This window comes from Syntrophomonas wolfei subsp. methylbutyratica (assembly GCF_001570625.1).
GTDB lineage: Bacteria > Bacillota > Syntrophomonadia > Syntrophomonadales > Syntrophomonadaceae > Syntrophomonas > Syntrophomonas methylbutyratica.
Map to the genome: position 1 here is coordinate 15,410 of NZ_BBQT01000011.1, position 18,641 is coordinate 34,050.

General features: G+C 48.9%; 16 protein-coding genes. 2 read left to right on the top strand and 14 right to left on the bottom strand.

Annotation, left to right across the window (positions count from 1 at the left end):
• The first annotated feature begins 94 nt into the window (after positions 1–94).
• Positions 95–838, top strand: coding sequence for a type II toxin-antitoxin system Phd/YefM family antitoxin (locus AWB54_RS09120; protein WP_082736122.1), 744 nt, complete (start codon positions 95–97; stop codon positions 836–838).
• Positions 839–912: 74 nt separating this feature from the next.
• On the opposite strand, the gene AWB54_RS09125 is transcribed toward AWB54_RS09120, so the two are convergent.
• The 10 genes from AWB54_RS09125 to AWB54_RS09170 form a co-directional block, all read right to left on the bottom strand.
• Positions 913–2,928 carry a sigma-54-dependent Fis family transcriptional regulator gene (locus tag AWB54_RS09125; RefSeq protein ID WP_082736123.1) on the bottom strand — a complete coding sequence of 672 codons (2,016 nt, stop codon included), beginning with the start codon at positions 2,926–2,928 and terminating at the stop codon, positions 913–915.
• Between the two features lie 343 nt (positions 2,929–3,271).
• A complete protein-coding gene (locus AWB54_RS09130) occupies positions 3,272–4,015 on the bottom strand; it encodes a 2Fe-2S iron-sulfur cluster-binding protein (RefSeq protein ID WP_061214305.1) in 744 nt (247 codons plus the stop codon).
• Between the two features lie 15 nt (positions 4,016–4,030).
• A complete protein-coding gene (locus tag AWB54_RS09135; protein ID WP_061214306.1) occupies positions 4,031–5,845 on the bottom strand; it encodes an NADH-quinone oxidoreductase subunit NuoF in 1,815 nt (604 codons plus the stop codon).
• A complete protein-coding gene (locus tag AWB54_RS09140) occupies positions 5,829–6,329 on the bottom strand; it encodes a complex I 24 kDa subunit family protein (RefSeq protein ID WP_061214307.1) in 501 nt (166 codons plus the stop codon). The genes AWB54_RS09135 and AWB54_RS09140 overlap by 17 nt, the downstream gene beginning before the upstream one ends.
• A gap of 153 nt (positions 6,330–6,482) precedes the next feature.
• Complete coding sequence (locus AWB54_RS09145; protein ID WP_061214308.1) at positions 6,483–8,276, bottom strand: aldehyde ferredoxin oxidoreductase family protein; 1,794 nt, start codon at positions 8,274–8,276, stop codon at positions 6,483–6,485.
• Position 8,277: 1 nt separating this feature from the next.
• Entirely contained in the window at positions 8,278–8,757 is a 480-nt protein-coding gene (locus tag AWB54_RS09150) for a 4Fe-4S dicluster domain-containing protein (protein WP_061214361.1), read from the bottom strand.
• A gap of 303 nt (positions 8,758–9,060) precedes the next feature.
• Positions 9,061–9,879 (bottom strand): HesA/MoeB/ThiF family protein, encoded by an 819-nt coding sequence (locus AWB54_RS09155; RefSeq protein ID WP_011641102.1) that lies wholly within the window; start codon positions 9,877–9,879, stop codon positions 9,061–9,063.
• Between the two features lie 58 nt (positions 9,880–9,937).
• Positions 9,938–10,162 carry a MoaD/ThiS family protein gene (locus AWB54_RS09160; protein WP_061214309.1) on the bottom strand — a complete coding sequence of 75 codons (225 nt, stop codon included), beginning with the start codon at positions 10,160–10,162 and terminating at the stop codon, positions 9,938–9,940.
• A gap of 120 nt (positions 10,163–10,282) precedes the next feature.
• Positions 10,283–10,501 (bottom strand): DUF3006 domain-containing protein, encoded by a 219-nt coding sequence (locus AWB54_RS09165; protein WP_061214310.1) that lies wholly within the window; start codon positions 10,499–10,501, stop codon positions 10,283–10,285.
• 183 nt (positions 10,502–10,684) lie between these two features.
• Positions 10,685–11,806, bottom strand: coding sequence for an MBL fold metallo-hydrolase (locus AWB54_RS09170; RefSeq protein ID WP_061214311.1), 1,122 nt, complete (start codon positions 11,804–11,806; stop codon positions 10,685–10,687).
• A gap of 363 nt (positions 11,807–12,169) precedes the next feature.
• Here AWB54_RS09170 and AWB54_RS09175 point away from each other — a divergent pair, with 363 nt between their 5' ends.
• Complete coding sequence (locus AWB54_RS09175; RefSeq protein WP_061214312.1) at positions 12,170–12,769, top strand: superoxide dismutase; 600 nt, start codon at positions 12,170–12,172, stop codon at positions 12,767–12,769.
• Between the two features lie 53 nt (positions 12,770–12,822).
• Here the strand turns inward: AWB54_RS09175 and AWB54_RS09180 are convergent, their stop codons facing one another.
• From AWB54_RS09180 to AWB54_RS09195, 4 genes are all read right to left on the bottom strand, one after another.
• Positions 12,823–14,136, bottom strand: coding sequence for a GumC family protein (locus tag AWB54_RS09180; protein WP_061214313.1), 1,314 nt, complete (start codon positions 14,134–14,136; stop codon positions 12,823–12,825).
• Between the two features lie 150 nt (positions 14,137–14,286).
• The gene (locus tag AWB54_RS09185) at positions 14,287–15,465 is read right to left on the bottom strand and encodes an efflux RND transporter periplasmic adaptor subunit (protein WP_061214314.1); all 1,179 of its coding nucleotides are present in this window, start codon (positions 15,463–15,465) and stop codon (positions 14,287–14,289) included.
• A 20-nt stretch (positions 15,466–15,485) separates the two neighbouring features.
• On the bottom strand, positions 15,486–17,861 hold the full coding sequence (locus tag AWB54_RS09190) for an ABC transporter permease (RefSeq protein ID WP_061214315.1): 2,376 nt from the start codon (positions 17,859–17,861) through the stop codon (positions 15,486–15,488).
• Positions 17,861–18,571: an ABC transporter ATP-binding protein gene (locus AWB54_RS09195; RefSeq protein WP_061214316.1), complete on the bottom strand. Its 711-nt coding sequence runs from the start codon at positions 18,569–18,571 to the stop codon at positions 17,861–17,863. The genes AWB54_RS09190 and AWB54_RS09195 overlap by 1 nt, the downstream gene beginning before the upstream one ends.
• Positions 18,572–18,641 lie beyond the last annotated feature (70 nt).

An 18,641-nucleotide genomic window follows, 5' to 3' on the forward strand; every position in this document is an offset into this window, starting at 1 on the left:
TTGAGTCTCCTGGTTTTTTAATATAATCGTACGATATTAATAATGTTGCATATAATCGTGCTATTTATTATAATTATCGTACGAGGTGGTTAATGTGAATGACACAACAATAATTATTACCGCGACCGAATTAAAAACCCATCTGGGTAAATACATCGAGTATGTTATTGATGACCACGAGGTTGTTATCACCAAAAACGGCAAAAAGGCCATAAGAATTACCCCTTACATCACAGAAATCGAACGATATTTTTTGGTTAAAGAAAACGCATTGGATTATCAATATGGGGGCAAGAAGGTATCCTATGAAGAATTCATGGAGATTTATGAGAAAAGCGAGCTAAGAATGGAGTATATCAACGGTGAAATAGTCCTTTTGGCTTCACCCAGTACCTATCATCAGGATATATCAGGGAATTTGCACATCCATTTGCGATCATATCTGAAAGGCAAAAACTGCAAGGTTTTCTACGCCCCCTTTGATGTTCATTTCTACAAAAAAGACCTTAAAACACCTGATGTAATGCAGCCTGATTTACTCATAGCATGCGATTTGGAGAATAACGTTAATGAAAACGGCCGATACATGGGTACACCCACGCTTTGCATTGAAATTTTATCAAAAAGCACCCGTTCCAAGGATATGGTAGATAAGCTCAATACTTATATGCTGTCCGGTGTCAGGGAATTCTGGATTGTCGATCCTTTTAAACATTCAATTATGGTCTATAGCTTTAAGGACTTTGAAATTGACGAGTATACTACCTGTAAGCTCGGGGATACTGTAACCTCGTATTTTTTTGAGGGTTTGGAGATTCCGATAAATGAAATATTTTAGGTGAATGTTCAAAGACATAAGCAAATGTTAAAGAAGAACGTCTCGGCGTAACCGGTGTAAGCGAATAAACCTCGTTATATCTTTATTCTATATTGCTTTATCTTGCGGTATATAGTGTTACGGGATACCCCCAGGCTCTTAGCCACCTGACTGACATTTCCGCCATGAAGAACCAGTAGAGCCATGATTTCTTCCCGTTCTCTTTCCTGCTCCATTTCTTTCCTTTTGCGCCTCTCCGTTGAGAGGGAAAGCAACTGAGAATCCTCACCGTTCTCCAGTTCCTTCAGAGACCGGGCGGCGGGATGCGAAATTTCCTGGGGCAGGTGCTCCTGGCTGATTCTTGATTCCTCGGCAATATTGACCATCCGTTCTACCACATTCTGCAATTCCCGTACATTTCCGGGCCAGTCATAATCTTGCAAGGAGTGGATTACCTCCGCTTCTACCTGAGGCGTCTTAACTCCCAATTTCTGACTTATGTCCTGCAGAAAGTGATGGAAAAGCAAAGGTATATCCTCTTTGCGCTGGCGCAAAGGCGGCAGGGTGATAGCGATTACATTTAAACGGTAAAAGAGGTCGCGGCGGAAATTGCCCTTTTCCACCTCTTCATGCAGCTTGCGGTTGCTGGCACAGATTACTCTCACATCCACGGGGATTACTTTGTCTCCGCCGATACGGGTTACCGTACGTTCCTGCAAGACCCTTAACAGGGAAACCTGCTTACCCAGGGGCATTTCCCCTATTTCATCCAAAAAAATACTGCCCCCGGAAGCCAGTTCGAATTTTCCGGGCCTTCCTCCCCGCCGGGCTCCGGTAAAGGCACCGTCCACATAGCCAAAAAGCTCGCTGCCCAAAAGTTCACGGGGTATAGCACCACAGTTAACAGCAATAAAGGGCGCATCCCGCCGGGAGCTAGCATTGTGAATGGCTTGGGCAAAGACCTCTTTACCGGTACCGCTTTCTCCTTCCAGCAAAATGTTGCTCTCACTGCTGGCAGCCAGGGAAGCAATACGCACAACTCTACTCAGTTCCTGACTCTGACCGATAATATCAGAAAAATGAAGACTGGCCTGGGCCCCGCTAAAACGATTCACCAGGCTTTTTATATGGTTTATGGGGTTAATGAAGATTACTCCCCCATTAACCTTTCCTTGCTCATCCATAATGGCCTTACCGGATACCAGACATTGCACCGCTTCCCCGATGCCAAGGGTTAATTCGGAGTAGGAAAAATCCCTGCCGCTGTCCAGCATTTCCTCTACTCGCTGTCCGGGTTCAAATAGCTCTTTAACCGGTATCCCCATTATCTTCCGGCTATTCTGCCCCAAAATCCTTTCCACCGCCGGGTTTATCTGGGTAATGATTCCCTGCCGGTCAATTACCATGATTCCATCGGATACGGTATTGTAAATATAGCCCAGGCGGTTGCTCAGCAACACGAGTTCGCGGTTTTTCTGTTGAATCCGCAGCTGGTCGCTGATAGCTTCCACCGCAGCTACCACCATGCCCAGGGTATGCAGGTGGGTTTTTTCCAGCGGCCCGGACATTTCCAATATTCCTATCACTTGTTTGTCTTCATTGAGGATAGGAGCACCGGAACAAGTCCAGCTATGGTGCTTGCGGCAATAATGTTCTTTGCCTGAAACCTGGACGGGCTTTTTCAAAACTACTGCTGTACCTACTCCATTGTTCCCTATTTCTTCTTCCCGCCAGCAGGCTCCAGGCAAAAGATCAATATTCTCAGCCTCTCTTACAGTATCCTGATCACCAATGGTTTCCATCAAATAACCGCGTTCATCGGCCAGCAAAACAACAAAACCTGAGCCGGCCACAAAACGGTGCAGTTTGGCCATAAAGGGGCGCGCTACATCAATTAATTCCTTGTGACGCTGCAGCATTTCCTGAACTTCAGACTCTGCCAGGCGCCGTTTACTGTTTCCGACATATGGATTAGTTCCTAGCCGGGCGCATCTTTCCCAGGCATCAGCTATTTCCGTGGACAGGGCATCTCTATCCAGGCTGCCATTGCCAACGAATTCTTCCCAACAGGATTCAAGCGGGGTGAATTCTTTTTGCATCCTGGAAATCATCGCCATGGCACCTCGCTTTGCTTTCAATTCGCAAATCTAATAAATCTGGCCCACCCAATAAACTGCCTTTTGCTCAGCTCTTGATATCATTTTATCAGATAAGGCTTGAGGCCACGAACATCAATATATCACAGCAGCGGAAGTCCTGCCCAGCAACTACAATAATTGAAAACATCCCCTTTTCTTCGCTGGAATCGGGGGTGTTTTATCCGATGACTAATTCGCTCTAAGACTCCCGCCTTTATAGACAGGAGTAAGTGCGGCTAAGTCCCTGGATAAGTGCGGCTAAGCTTCAGATGGAGTTAAAACTCCACCTGAAGCAAGTCTTACTTTATGGGGATAGCTAGCAAGGCGAAAAACCTTGCATTTTACCTACCAGCTTTTTCCGCCGGCATTCTTCACAAAAACATAGTTCAGCATCTTCTATTCCACTGCGCCTGGAAACATAGTCAATTTCTTCACGGGTAGCGAAAGGCTGGCCGCAACGCTCACAATTTATAAGGTTAAAGTTCTTGTTCCAGATGGTCCTTATATTGCCGCTGTCTAAAACTTCAATAGCGCCGGTTGGGCAGATATGAGCACAGGCGGCACAACCGATACAGGCCGTTGCCGCCTGGTCATAGGGAGTACCCACCCGTTTATCTATCCCCCGCATTACAGTGGAAATAGCACTTGTACCCATCTTCTCGCAGGCCAGTACACAAAGGCGGCATACTATACAGCGCTCTTCCTGTTTTTCGCCTAAGGAATTTTCGGAGCAGCCGTATTCCCGGTACAGCTTTTGCATCAATACACTGCCTGAAGCGCGTTTGTACAGCACCATAATAATATTGCGCCGGATTTTTTCCACTGCCGGAGTAGAGGTTTTTACCTCGATTCCTTCACTTACCGGATAAGTACAAGAGGCCACCAAACGACTGCGCCCTCCTGCAGTTACTTCCACCGTACAAAGACGACAGCTTCCCTGGCCGCCAAAAGCTTCATGATAGCAAAGGGTGGGAATAGCAATTCCTTCCCTTCTGGCCACATCTAAAATGCTGTCGCCAGGATAAGCGTTAAATGCTTTTCCATCAATAATAAGCTTCATTTCTCCCACCCTCCTCTATTTAACTTTGATAGCCTGGAAAGAGCAGCTATCAATACACTCACCGCAGCAGATGCATTTGTCGCTTTCAATCCGGTGGGCCTGTTTTTTCTCCCCTTTTATACCTTCTACCGGGCAACGGGGCAAGCAGAGGCCGCAACCGGTACAAATGGCGGGATCAATCCAGAATTCACTAAGCTCCCGGCATATCCCGGCCGGGCAGCGCTGCCCCTCAATATGCTCCAGGTACTCTTCTCTAAAATAGCGAAGGGTAGAAAGCACCGGGTTGGAAGCGGTACGGCCCAGGGCACAGAGTGAAGCTTGCTGCATAGTCTCAGCAATATCCTCCATCAGTTCCAGATCTTCGATTTCCCCCTGTCCATGGCAGATGCGGGTGAGGATTTCCAACAGGCATTTTATGCCTTCCCGGCAAGGAACGCATTTGCCGCAGGACTCTCCGGCCAAAAAGGACAGATAATAGCGGGCTACTTCCACCATACAGGTACGGTCATCCATGACAATCAATCCCCCGGAACCCATCATGGAACCGGCCTGGGACAGGGAATCAAAGTCTAGCTTGAGATCCAGCAACTCGGCTGGAATACATCCCCCGGAAGGCCCTCCGGTCTGTACCGCCTTAAATTTACGACCTTGGGGAACACCGCCGCCGATGTCAAATATAATTTCCCTTAGAGTTGTACCCATAGGCACTTCAACCAGCCCGGTATTGGCCACCTTACCCACCAGGGAAAAGACCTTGGTTCCTTTGCTGCCTTCGGTACCCAGGGAAGTGAACCAGCTGGCTCCCCGTTCCATTATTACCGGAATATTGGCCCAGGTTTCCACATTGTTTATTATGGTTGGCTGTCCCCAGAGACCCTTTTCACTGGGAAAAACATATTTATCCCAGGGCTCCCCGACATGGCCTTCAATCGATGCGATCAAAGCCGTTTCCTCGCCGCAGACAAAGGCCCCGCCCCCACGAACTATTTCAATATCAAAGTCAAGCCCGCTGCCCAGTATGTTTTCTCCCAGAAAACCATGGTTTTCAGCCTCCTCTATAGCCTTCTGCAGGCTGGCTACCGATTGGGCATACTCATCGCGAACATATATAAAACCAGTTGATGCTCCTACCGCATAGGCCGCAATGATCATACCCTCTAAAACCGAGTGCGGGTCCCCCTCCATAATACTCTCATCCATAAAGGCTCCAGGGTCGCCTTCATCCCCGTTGCATATTATATAGCGCGGCTGGGCCGGGGTCGCAGCACAAGCCTTCCATTTGAGCCCGGCGGGAAATCCACCCCCGCCTCGCCCTCGCAATCCAGACTTTATGATCTCTTCGATTACCTGTTCCGGACGCATATCCAGCAAGGATTTTTCCAGGGCGCGGTACCCCCCGCGCTCCAGGTAATCCTGCAAAGAAGAAGGGTCAATAAGCCCCACATTACGCAGAGCCACCCTGGTCTGCCGCCGGTAAAAGGGTATATCATTCTGCCCCTGCACCAGTGCTTTCTTCTGCCGGTCACGAAAGAGCAGCCGTTTTACCACTTCACCCTGCTTCAAGGTTTTCTCAACAATCTCGGGTATGTCAGCCGCCTTAACCCGGCAGTAAGTGATATCCTCCGGCAATATGCGGACAAAAGGTCCCTGGGCGCAGAGCCCATGACAACCTGTGGCCCGGGCGGAGGTGGTGGCGGCAAGTACGGCCTTATCATCTGAAGTAAGATTATCTTTCAAGGCCTGATATACTTCCCGGGCCCCATTGGCCACACAACCAGTTCCACAGCATACCAACAGCAGGTGAATAAGGGATTTATTCATGGTGGTCATTATCCCCACCTCCCCGGTATTCTTTTATTATTTCTTTTAGAGCGGCCGCATTTACCCGAGGATAGACCCGCTCATTGACCAGCAGAGCCGGGGCTATTGCACAAGCCCCGATGCAATTGACCGTTTCCAGGGAAAACTCCCGGTCAGCTGTGGTTTCCCCGGGGCCTATCCCCAGATTTTTATATATCTCATCCAGTAGAATATTGGAGCCTTTAATATGACAGGTAGTACCATCACAAACCTTGAAATTGACTCGGCCCCGGGGCTGCAGACTGAAGGCTCGGTAAAAGGTAGCCATGCTGTAAACCTGGCTGAAAGGAACCCCCACATATTCCGCGGTTAGTTCCAGGGCAGCCCGGGGAAGGTAACGATAGCAACGGCTTAGCTCATGCATAATGGCTATAATATAGCGTTTCTCTCCCGGGAAACCGTAGATGATTCTCCTAAAGCCTTCAATATTTTCCTCACACTCTTGTTCACTCATGATAACCCGCCTCCTGGAAGGCTTATAATAAGCCTCATTCTGCGATTAGGTGATTTGGATGATTCTTCTCCCCACTTCGTAAGGAAGCAGGGAGAAGAAGAATAAATTGCGAGCGTATTCGGTGCCAGTTTATGGAAACACGGCTTAGCGGTCTTATAAGCTGAGTTCCTGTAGTTTCTCCGGAGTGGGAACACCGGCCTGGTCCCATCCCCGCAAGGTATAATACTCCGGCAACATAAGCTCTAACCTGACCACATTCCCCTGGTGAGGACCACCTTTCATGGGTTCACGCAGGAGTCGGGGAGGCAGAGTGTCGTCTTTGCTGCTGATACCGGCTTGCAGGTTAAAGGAGCGTTCCAGATTCCAGATCCGTTCCCCCGCCAGCAGAAATTCCTCGTCACTTAAATCAAGCCCGGTGGCCTGGCGCAACTGCTCCGCTATCTCCGGCAAACCCTGGCCAAAGGTAGTGAAAAGACAAATCCCGGCCGAATCTACCAGGGCCGTGAGATCCTGGAATATTTTAAGCAGGGCCGCCTTACCCTCGGTGCTGTCCGGATCCACTTTTTCCGGTATACCCAAAACCTCAGGGGAAGTCATGTAGCCCCTGACATGGCAACCGCCCCGGTTGGAAGTAGCATAGTTCAAACCGATTCCCTGCTGCCCCCGGGGGTCATAAGCGGGCAATTCCTGCTTTTTCACCGACATGGAAAATTCAGGATGGCCATATTTTTCAGCCAGGCGATAAGAACCTTCCGCCAGTTCGTCCCCGAATCCCTCCCGGTAGGCGGTCTTGATGGTCATTTCAACCAGCATATCGGCATCACCCCAGCGCAGATCCGCCTTTTCCCAGGGGATGAAGCCCTTTTCCATCATTTCCGTTGCACAGGCCAGGGTACCGGCCAGGGAGATAGGATCAAGACCTAACTCGTTGCAGAGGAAGTTGGCCTTGGAAATGGCTTCAAAATCATCGATAAAAAGGTTGGGCCCCAGGCCCCAGGTTGCCTCGTACTCCGGCCCTTCGCCAATACCTTTATATTTGCCCCGGTTGCGGCTAACCCGGCCACAACCGATGGAACAACCAAAGCAACCCTTGTTGCGCACCAGGCAGTGTTCGGCCTGGTACTCGCCGGAAACATTTTCCGCCTTTGCAAAAACCGCTGCTTCACTGAAGTTCTTAACCGGCAAGCCCCCGTGCTCATTCAGAATATTTACCAAAACATTGGTGCCATAAGCCGCCAAACCGGCCCCGGTTACGGGATGCGCTTTCAATTTGTTCCGGGCATCGGTAATTGCCTGCATGAAACCCTGCCGGTCGGCCACTTTGATACCTCCGGTACCTCGAACTGCCAGGGCTTTCAAGTTCTTTGAGCCCATGACCGCTCCCACTCCGGAGCGCCCCGCGGCCCGGTTATACTCATTCATTATGCAGGCGAACTTGACCAGTTTTTCTCCAGCCGGTCCTATACAGGCGACTTTGGCCTCCTCATGCGTAGCCTGCTTAATCATATCAGTCGTTTCCGGAACATTGCGTCCCCAGAGCTCTTCTGCACTTCTTAATTCCACTTCAGCATTATTTATCCATAGATAAACCGGTTTTTCAGCTTTTCCTTCAAAAATGATTCCATCATAACCGGCATATTTAAGCTCCGGACCAAAACTCCCCCCTGAGTTGGAAGCAGCAATGGTACCATTTAGCGGTCCCCGGGTTACTACATTATAGCGTCCGCCCGAGGCAGCCAGAGTTCCGGTAAGAGGGCCGGTCATAAAAACAATCTTGTTTTCCGGGCTCAAAGGATCCACCTGAGGATCCACTTCATCCATGAACAATTTGCTTCCCAGACCCCTGGCTCCGATATAATTTCGCCGAAGCACTGGATCGAGCTTTTCTTTTTTGATAGTAGCGTCAGTGAGGTTAACCCTTAAAATCTGTCCTATCCATGCATACATCTTAGCTCACCTCCTCATAAACATCCTTTAACTTGGCCGCAACTGCCTTGCGTCGCGCCAGTCCGGCTTCGCCCGCTTCCTGGTAAGTGATGGCACCGGAAGGACAAAACTTCACACATTCCGGATCCCCACCGCAAAGGTCACATTTTAGAATACTGTCGCTGACATGATCGTAGAAAGTAGCCCCCAAAGGACAGGCTATGGTACAAGCCTTGCAAACCAGGCAACGGCTTGAATTTACCACCATAGCACCAGTTTTATTGTCGCGGCTTACGGCTCCTACCGGGCAGACCTGCATACAGGCCGCCGTACTGCATTGCTGGCAGAGAACCGGGGAGGAAAATCCCACCTTCTCAAAAGTAAAAACGGATATGCGCGACCGGGCCGGGTTGAATTCTCCGGTGTGAGTAAACGAACACACCAATTCACAGGTTCTACAGCCAGTACATTTTTCCGGTTGAACTACAATAATCTTTTCCATCTCGCTCTGGCTTCCCATAGTGAAAACCAGAATTCACCTCCTTTTTTGCTTTCTCTATAAACTGCTTGTTCTTAAGCTCCTGCGGCTAACCAACCCCAATCTTTTAATCTCTGTAATCTTTAATAGCAAAAATCATGCCAACTCGAACAATGCTCTCCAGAAAAAACTAATCCCCGTTCCACCATGATTCAGGTGAACGGGGTTGATAAGATTATTTGCCGTTAGAATAACTTTTGTAACATTGTTGTCACAAGCTGGTTACATTAAGATGACAGTATTATGACAGTTCACGAACAGAATAGTTTACAAGTCCAAAACCTCGAACTCCATATCCAGAAGGTTGAAAAGAAGAATGCGTTTACGCAAAAGTTCTCCCCGGCCCAGGAGGATTTTTACCACTTCGGCGACCTGTAGACTGGCTACTACAGCAGGAGCAAATGCCAGGACCCCCTGCTTGCTTTCCACTCCCTGCTCCTGGTTGCTGTTCCGGTAGATTGTTTCCAGGCTGTCTTCACCAGGAAACTGGGTACAAACCTGACCGCACCAGCCAGCAATGGCACCATGTACCAGGGGCAGCGACAGGCGTTGACAGACAGCGGCCAGCATCTTGCGTACGGGAATGCTGTCCAGGGCATCCACTACCACCTGATGTCCGGCCAGCAAATCCTCCCCCTCCCCTGCCGCGAAAGGACGGTTGAAAGCCTGGAATTTCACAGCCGGGTTGATGGCCTGAACCCTTTTAGCCGCCGTTTCAACCTTGCTTAGTCCAATAGTGTCCATATCAGACAGCAGTTGACGATTAAGATTATGCTCGGCAAAACTATCATAATCCCAGGCCGAAATCGAAGCAATTCCCAGGCGGGCTAGTTCCTCCAAGAGGTAGCCTCCCAGTCCCCCACAACCGATTACCGCCACCCGGGACTGAAATAAGCGGCACTGTTCTTCTCGGGTGATGGATTTAGCGTTGCGCTGGTAACGCTGGGGTAAAACACCCTGGGCCAGGAGCCTTCCCTCGGCTTCGTGCAGGGATAAACCCAGGGCCAGAGCCATTTCCTCTTCTTCTTTCCAGCCAATAAGCCCGGATGGGGCTTTTTGCCGCAACAGTACATCCATTTTATCCATTCTACAAACATCCCCTGGGCCGGCCTTCCGGCTCGCTATATTTTAATACTTTGATCATTTATCCCCCTCCTACCGGCGGAAAAATGGAAAGGGTATCTCCCTCCTGCAGCACCCGGTTCAGGTCAGCCGATTTTCCATTTACGAATATTATGCCCAGGTCGGTCGGGGATATAGCCAGTCCCTCAACTATATCTTGCACCTTGGCCGCTTCAGGATAAATCCCTGACTGAATCTTAAAACGGCCCTGGCGTAATGTTGCAAATAGCTTAACTACTATCTTCACCTTTCTACCTCCCGATTATTTCTACACAAAACCTGTCCAAGTTTAGTTCCACTGTAAAAACCCCTTTTTATGCAGAAGGGTTGCATGAATATACAAAGCTCCCTACATAGCCTGACATATTCAATCCTGCCACAATTCGGCGGCCAGGTCCTCCACTTCTTTCTTGAGCGCTGCGGTGGCTTTTTGGTCAATAAGCCACTCTTCGCCCTGGCAAAACACTACATCGCCTTCCCGGGCTGGCGGCGGAAGTTTTGCTCGCCTAACTTTTATAACCTGGCCCTTATCCCTTATTTCCAGAAGGGCAAAATCCCCTTCAAAGCGTTCAATTACGGCTTTCATTGGCTGTTCCCTCCTGTAGGCAAAAACTGCATAATAACTTGCCTGGCTTACTCCTCCGTACCCGGCAATAACTCAATAACTCAAGTGCCTGGTACCATGCAATTCCATACCCGGACATATTGTCGCTTTTCCCACTTCCCACTTCCCATTTCTCACCTCTCACCTCCCACTTCCCACCTCCCATTAAGGCTGGCAATTCTTGCAGGGCCGATATCCCTTTTCCAGCGCCTCTTCCCGGCTGGGCAGGCGGATCTGGTTTTTGGCCGCCGGCAGGTTCGGACAATCCGGACGGTGAAAGACCCGGGATTTAAGGTTCCCTATATAGAAAACGCCTTCTTCACCTTGTACGGCAGTAGATACGGGCACCGGGCTCAACCCTGCAGACGCTTCCTTTTTCCCCTTCTTATAGGCTTCTATCTTTTGTCCATTTGAAGTGATAATAAGGGTGCCATCTTCATCCGTCCTCAGCAGCTCTGCTCCGTATTTCCCCAGCACTTGCAAAGTTTCGCGGTGGGGATGTCCATAATCATTATTAGGAGCACACATAATTACGGCCCAGGAGGGAGCTACGGCCTTAATAAAGTCTTCTCCGCTGCTGCTCGCGCTGCCATGATGTCCTAACTTTAAAACATCAGCCCTGATATTGAGACCGGAAGATAGTATCTGCTCTTCACTCTCTTTTTCGGCATCCCCCATGAATAGAAAAGATTTTGCTCCATAATCTATTTTCAATACCGCACTATAATTGTTCAAATCTTCGTAATGATCAGCCCTGGGGGCGATAAATCGCGCCTTTATCGCTTGAAGCGGAAGTTCTACCCCTGCTTTGGCTGTGCTAATCTTCAGCCCCTTGTTCTTTATGGCCAGGAGCAAATCCCTGAAAGTATCGCTGCTATGGGTAACTCGCGGCATATAGACCGCTTTAACCGGAAACTCCTGCACTACTTTAATGAGCCCTCCGATATGATCCGCGTGGGGATGGGTGCCAACAATAGCTGCCAATTCCTGAATCCCACATTCCTGCAGGTAGGCACAAAGCGCCTCTCCCTGAACCTTGTCTCCACCATCCACCAGGATATTTTCCCCGCCCGGGCATTGCAGCAAAATAGCATCCCCTTGACCCACATCAATAAAATGAAGCTTGAGTATATCTTCACTGCTGCCAGCAGGCTCTGCCTTCGGCGCCGGTGAAACAGCTTTACTTTGCACCGGCAGTTCATTGTGCGCCGGAGGGGATGCTTCTTCCCGGGGTGCGGCACAGCCTCCCAAGACGATCGTGATGGACAGTAGAAATATTAGCAGCAAGCATGTCAGAGTGCCGGTTTTCCTGGCCGCGTGAAAGCAATTTGTATTCTTCGTTATAATGAACTTACCTCCTTTTAGGATTTAATAATATTATCATAGCAGTTTGCCCATGCGGTAACAACGAAGCGAGAGACAGTGCTTCCATGGTGCTGAGCTTAGCCATCTGGGCCAGTTCTCCAGTAAATTCTACGGCGTTTTGATCAAGCTGGAAGCAATATTTAAGGTAACATCAGCCATGTACAAATACAAAGGCTGATTATTTTCAAGGGGTATCATAGCAATAGTTGGCGGAAAAACTAAAATATATTAGACTAAATAATAGCAAATATTATTTTGCAATTTATGAGAAAAGGGGTGTTTGTAATGGCTCATACTCTACCGGATTTACCGTATGCCTATGATGCGCTGGAACCTTTTTATGATGAACAGACAGTTAGATTACACCATGATATGCACCACAAGGCCTATGTTGATGGACTAAACAACGCGGAGAGCAAGCTGGCCGAAGCCCTGGAAAAAGGTGATTTCGCCTTAATCAAACACATCGAGCGGGAGCTGTCTTTCCACGGCTCAGGGCACATTTTGCACACTATGTTCTGGGAAAATATGAAGCCGGGTGGGGGAGGTCCTGCCGATGGGGCAGTGGCTGAGCTGATTGACCGTGATTTCGGCTCCTTCGATAACTTCAAAAAGCTCTTCTCTGCTTCTGCTCTTGCGGTAGAGGGTTCGGGATGGGCCATACTGGCCTGTAATCCGGTATTTGAAAAGTTGGTGGTCTTGCAGGCAGAAAAGCACCAGGATCTAACTCAATGGGGCGCAGTTCCGTTGTTGATTGTGGATGTCTGGGAACATGCTTATTACCTCAAGTACCAGAACAAGCGGGCGGCTTGGATTGAAGCCTGGTGGAATCTCATAAACTGGGATGATGTTAACCGGCGGGTAGCTTTAATGCAGCAAAAATGACATAACAGCGCAGCGGGTATTTGCAGCTACCCGCTGCACCGTTTTGGTACTACTTAAACATTTCCCGTGAATCCTTTCAACTCCTCTGATTCACTTTTATTCGTTCCATTCTCACGAAGATATTCTATGAGAAATATGCTAAAGGTGGCCAGCATCAGGCCAAGAACGGCAGCTATGGCTATATTTAACATTTTATTAGGCTTTATCGGAGCTTCGGGAACCATGGCTTCGGATACAGTTATGATGTTATTATCAGCCAGGTTGATTGATTCTGTCATTTTCAATTCTGCTATTTTGGAAGATAACAGGGTTACCACGCTTTCTCTCCTGCTGACTTCGTTTTGCAATTTCTTTTCACCGATCTGGTTTCTTATCAGTTCTGCTTCCAGATCGAGGATTTCTTTTTCCTGCCGGGTGATTTCCTGCCTGGTTTTATTTATCTGTACATTGAGTTCGGCCAGATCTGTTGTTTTGCTGTTATAGGCGTCCATTAATGATGTATAGTTCATATTAATCTGCTCACTGCTAACCGTACCATCTTTTATATCAATGCCCTGCAGGTCAGCAGGCAGGATGCCATTGGCGGTATTGACCGTAGTTAGAGTATGAGGCGTATGGGCAATGGTTTCCTGGAGCTGTTTGATCCCTTCTTGCTGGCTGGCCCGGTCAATTTCAGCCTTGGCCAGCCATGATTGGTAATTTATCAAGTCTTCTCGTTTTTTACCCAACTGGCTGTTCAGGAATTCTATGGAGCGAGATTGTAGTTTGTGCTCTTTTAGTTTTTCACTGGCTGCATCAAGCTCAGCTTCTTCCTTTTGCAGCCATTCTTTTTCCATGATTTCTAAAGACTGGGCCATTTTTTTCTTATTAATCTTGTTAATATGTAATATGAATTCTTCCCGCAAAGTGTTGGCAATAGTGGCTGCCAGCTCCGGGTTGTTATTGCTTACTGTTATAATAATCAGGTTGGTGTTTTGCAGCTGTTGGGTTTTTATAGATGATTTAAGTCCGTTTCTTGTATAAGGCAACTGTAGCTTTTTAATAACTGCTTCCATTATAGCCGGGGATTTTACTTGCTGCTCGCAACTTAAAGCACTCATATAGGGGATTTCCCCCAGTTCGTTAACCGTATCTGCTATATCGTTGGTGCTTTCATTTTCCCGGCTAAGCTGAGCCTGATAAATTGAAACCACAGTACTTGCTTCGTAAACCGGTTCCAGAATAAAGAAGCTAAATATACCGCTTAAAAGCATGCATATCAGTGTAACTGCAATAATGGTGTGTTTCCATTTGTTAATGGTTTTAAATATGTCACGGAGGTCTATTTCTTCATAGTCATTATAATAGGAAGGATCGTTTCCTTGCATTTACTTCGTTAGCTCCTCTCTTTTTTCTTAGAAAACATGTTTGTATTGTATCATATACATAAGGAACAATTACACATTCTAAATAGAATTGTTCAAAAATATCTCTTAATGTGAATAGAGCAGGTTTTCTAAAGGAACTCCAATAAATTATCATACAGACTCATCTTGCTTAAGTGCTTTAACCCGGCTGCCTTTCTTTAGTTCCCGGCTGCCATCCCGGACAACAGTTTCGCCGACCTGGATTCCCTTGATTACTTCCACCCATTGCTGGTTTTTTTCGCCTACCTGGATCGAACGCTGCTCAATACGGCCTTCCTTTACCAGCCACACCCGGTAATGCCCCTTTTCATCAAGACGTACCGACTCACGGGGAAGCAGAATAACCCCTTCCTTACGCAAGGTTTCAATAGCAACCCGTACCTCATATCCCGGTTGAAGATTGGCTGTCTGTTCCAAAGTGATAATAACTGGAACCCGGCGCTGGATTACCCCCAGAGCGGAAGTTTTCTCATAAGCCCGGGGATAGATTTTACTGACCTGAGCGCTAAGAACCTCTTCACCCAGTACGGGAGCGGTAATCTGGGTGCTCTGCCCTATCCGTACCCGCCGTATCTCATCACTCAAGAGCTCGGCTTTTACCTCCAACTGTCCGGCAGAACCCAGTTGAGCCAGCAAGGTGCCCGGTGCAACTACCTGTCCGACTTTAACCGGCAGATCCAGAATGATTCCCGATACCGGGCTTGTAACCTGGAGTTGTTCCCGCTTTTCTTCCAGGCTGTTGAACATCTCGCTTAAACTGGCCACCTGCTGGCTTAAACCGCTGACACCAGCTTCCTGTTGGGATACAGTCTTTCTTAACTTGTCTACCTCCAGCTCGGCCTCTTCATATTCAGCCTGGGCCAGTGCTCTCGATTGCAGCAGGGTTTTCTTTCGAGCCAGGTCGTTTTCCGCCTGCTTGAGCTCCAGGCGGAGTGATTGCATTTTAAGCCCGGCAGCTTGCAGCTCTGCTTCCGTCCGGGCCAGCTGGGAACGGGCGGAAGCGGTTTCGGCAGTTAACTCCGGGCTGGAAAGTTTCATCAATAGCTGCCCCGGCATAACCTTATCCCCTGATGCAACCAGCAATTCTCGCACCTGGGCAGTTGACACCGCCTGCAATTCCCGGTCATCAGCCGCCTGAACATAAGCGGTCTCCTCCAATGTGAGGGTAAAGGTTCCGCGACTGGCCTGGACCACTTCCACCGGTTCAGCACTGATGGCCATCATGGCTGCTGCGGCTATAAGAGCAAGAAGAATGAGCCCCCCTATTATCCAGTTTTTTTTGCTTTTCATAGCTGCTTTTAACCTCCTCTTTAATCCTGGTTTTTCAACGCTTCTACCATATCCAACCGCTCTACTTTGCGGATGGCCAACTGCTGCCCGATCCAGACAAAAAATAATGCCAGCCCGGCAACAATAAAATAAGTGCGGGGATATATGATTACCGGAAAGCTATAAAGCTCAGTACTGGCGCTGGCTATGTAAGCCGCCCCCGCAGCCTTGCCGGCAGGTAATCCCAGAGCAATACCCAGTAAGGCTTGCATCCAGGTTTCCTTGCGCAACAGGCCTGACACTTCCCCCCGTGAATAGCCCAAAACCCTCAGGGAAGCCAGTTCCCGCTGGCGCTCATTAAAGGTCATTACCGAGCTATTATAAATAATAGCCAATCCCAGCAGCCCGGCAAAGAGAATCATTATCGCAATCGAAGTAGTGGTAGTTCCCATAAGTTGCTCAAAGGTCTCCCGCTCCCGGGCAGGACTGCTTACCGAAGCTACCCGGCTCATTTCCTGCAAGCGATTCTCCACCGATGGCATCCGGGCGGCGTCGAGCTTCAAAAGTACCGCACTGGCCAGTTCTTGCTCTTCTAGCAGGCTATTGGCAGTAGCAAGCGATACATAAGAGCCACTGCCGGTCATGGGTTCGTTTATACCCATTATGGTCAGACGCGAGCTGCGGGAAGGTCCAATCCCCAGCGTGGTCTCCACCACTACTTCATCTCCCACCTGCAGACCCAGCTTGTCAGCCACCCGCTTGCCCAGAAGGATACCCTCTTCAGGAATTTGCCGCTCCTGCCCCAGTTTATCATAAACCCGTTTCAAGCGATTGGAAGGAGTCATTCCCAGCAAGACTTCGTCCTTGGACTCTCCCCCGGCATGAAGTTTTACCGGCACTTCCATCATAGGCTCCATACGCTGTACTTCATTCCAGCGAGTCCAGTCCAAAATCTCCGAATATTTTACCGGTTCGGTAAAACGAATCATGTAATCATAGCGGTTTATCTGTTCAAAGTTCTGGTTCATGAGATAATCGGTAGCATCAAGGGAAAAGCAGGAAAAAACCAGCAGCACCACGGAACTTATAATCCCCAAAACGCTTACGGCAAATCGTCCCCGGTTGCGGAATATGGAGCGCAGGCTCATTTTCCAACTACTGCTTAACTGCTGCCAAAACCAGTACCAGCTCTCCAAGGGGGTACGCCGTCCCGAGGAAGGAGGCTGGGTACGCATAGCCTCTGCCGGGTTGATGCGGATTACCGAACGGGAAGCAAAGAATCCGGAAGCTATACCTACCAGAGAAGTAATCAGGAAACTATACAGCACCACCCGGAAATTTATTTCATTAGTCATGTTAGGCAAATTGAAAAACTGGGCATAAAGATTATTTAAAACTGCAGTCAAAGCTATGCCCAGGCCAGTACCCAGAATCGCTGCCACCAAACCAACCGCCAGCCCATAAGAAGTATAATGCCACATTATCCGGCAGTTATCGAAACCCAGTGCCTTCATGACACCAATGGGCAGTCGCTGGGAACGAATCAGTCGAGTTAGAATAATGAACTGTATCCCGGCCGCCACCAGGAAAAAGATGAAAGGCAAAGTGAGAGCAAAAAGCTTTATTCCGTCCAATTCTGCTTGCAATACAAGATGGCTGGACTGATCCTTGCGCGGGTAGCTGGTGATATTCCCGTAAGGCGCCAGTATCTTCTCCACCTGCTCCTTAATTTTTTCTTCATCTACTCCGGGGGCCAAATCCACCAGTAGCTGGTTAATCTGCCCGGGTAAGCCCAGTATCTGCTGGGCCTGTAGCTGAGAAAGCATTAAAATCCCAAATCGTTCCGGTTCCGGGAAAAGCGAACCCGCATCTTTCATGGGATAGATAAATTCCGGGCTGGTGGCGGTACCAATGACTGCCAGGCTTACTTTCTTGCCATCAGCAATAATCTCCATATCCTGACCCGGGGCCAGTAGGTTAGCCCGGGCATACTGCGGGTCAAGCAATACAGCAACCTTCCCCGAAGCTGTCGGTTCAAGCTGGCGGCCTGACAGGAGGTGCAGGCGGTTAAGCTCATTCTCCATGGGCAGGGAGTAGCCCGTCAAACGACCGGTTATCCTCTCCTGGCCTTCTTTAATAATAGGAACATCCTTTTGAATACGCCCGCTGGCATTGAGCACTCCAGGCAAAGCCTCCACCCTCGCCACTATCGATTCCGGCGCCTTGACTACCTGGAAAGTATAATCAGCAAAAGCATAATCCTGGTAAAACTGTTGCTGCGAGCGGCTTAAATTATTATAAGAGCTGCTCATGCCAATGTATATTATCACCCCCAGAGTGACAATCAACACCAGAGCCAGGAACTGCCCCCGGCCAGCCTGAATGGTTCGAAATAATCTGCGGGTGAGGATAGTCATTACCACTCAATCCTTTCCGGCGGCAGGGGATTTTCATTTATAACAATTTCCGCCACCAAGCCGCTGCGCATACGCAGCACCCGGTCGGCCATATCGGCAATGGCGGTATTATGCGTAACAATAATTACCGTACTGGCATGATTTTTCTGGATATCCCGCAAGAGCCTTAGTACCATTTTACCGGTTTCATAATCCAGAGCTCCGGTGGGTTCATCACATAAGAGCAATGGGGGACTCTTAACCATCGCCCGGGCAATGGCTACCCGCTGCTGTTCCCCGCCGCTTAGCTGGGAAGGGAAATGATCCTGTCGTTCCCATAGATTTACATCCCGCAAGACATCATCAACCGCCAGGGGTTCTGCTACCAGTTCCGCCGCCAGAGCTACATTTTCAGCTGCGGTCAGGTCGGCTATCAAATTATAAAATTGGAAGACGAATCCTACCTCCTGCCTCCGGTAACGGGTTAAGGCCTTTTCACGACCATTGCTTAGCAGTTGCTGGCCAAAAAGCATTTGCCCGCTGGAGGGTGTATCTATTCCCCCAATCAGGTTCAGGAGGGTGCTTTTGCCGGAACCGCTGGGGCCCAGGATAACCAAGAGTTCCCCCCGGTATATTTCCAGAGAAGTTGATTTTAAGGCCTCTACCTTAACTTCACCCATGGTGTAAGTTTTGCTGATATCACTTAGACTAAGTAGTACCTCGTTTGGCAAAGGATCAGCTCCTCTAAAAATTTGGCCGGGGATGTTTTATCCCCTTTTTACTCTGCTGCTTCTTGATTCT

Coding starts and splice junctions, on each gene's coding strand:
- AWB54_RS09125 (WP_082736123.1), bottom strand. CDS start 2,928: ATGATTTCCAGGATGCAAAAAGAATTCACCCCGCTTGAATCCTGTTGG.
- AWB54_RS09130 (WP_061214305.1), bottom strand. CDS start 4,015: ATGAAGCTTATTATTGATGGAAAAGCATTTAACGCTTATCCTGGCGAC.
- AWB54_RS09135 (WP_061214306.1), bottom strand. CDS start 5,845: ATGACCACCATGAATAAATCCCTTATTCACCTGCTGTTGGTATGCTGT.
- AWB54_RS09140 (WP_061214307.1), bottom strand. CDS start 6,329: ATGAGTGAACAAGAGTGTGAGGAAAATATTGAAGGCTTTAGGAGAATC.
- AWB54_RS09145 (WP_061214308.1), bottom strand. CDS start 8,276: ATGTATGCATGGATAGGACAGATTTTAAGGGTTAACCTCACTGACGCT.
- AWB54_RS09150 (WP_061214361.1), bottom strand. CDS start 8,757: ATGGAAAAGATTATTGTAGTTCAACCGGAAAAATGTACTGGCTGTAGA.
- AWB54_RS09155 (WP_011641102.1), bottom strand. CDS start 9,879: ATGGATAAAATGGATGTACTGTTGCGGCAAAAAGCCCCATCCGGGCTT.
- AWB54_RS09165 (WP_061214310.1), bottom strand. CDS start 10,501: ATGAAAGCCGTAATTGAACGCTTTGAAGGGGATTTTGCCCTTCTGGAA.
- AWB54_RS09175 (WP_061214312.1), top strand. CDS start 12,170: ATGGCTCATACTCTACCGGATTTACCGTATGCCTATGATGCGCTGGAA.
- AWB54_RS09180 (WP_061214313.1), bottom strand. CDS start 14,136: ATGCAAGGAAACGATCCTTCCTATTATAATGACTATGAAGAAATAGAC.
- AWB54_RS09185 (WP_061214314.1), bottom strand. CDS start 15,465: ATGAAAAGCAAAAAAAACTGGATAATAGGGGGGCTCATTCTTCTTGCT.
- AWB54_RS09190 (WP_061214315.1), bottom strand. CDS start 17,861: ATGACTATCCTCACCCGCAGATTATTTCGAACCATTCAGGCTGGCCGG.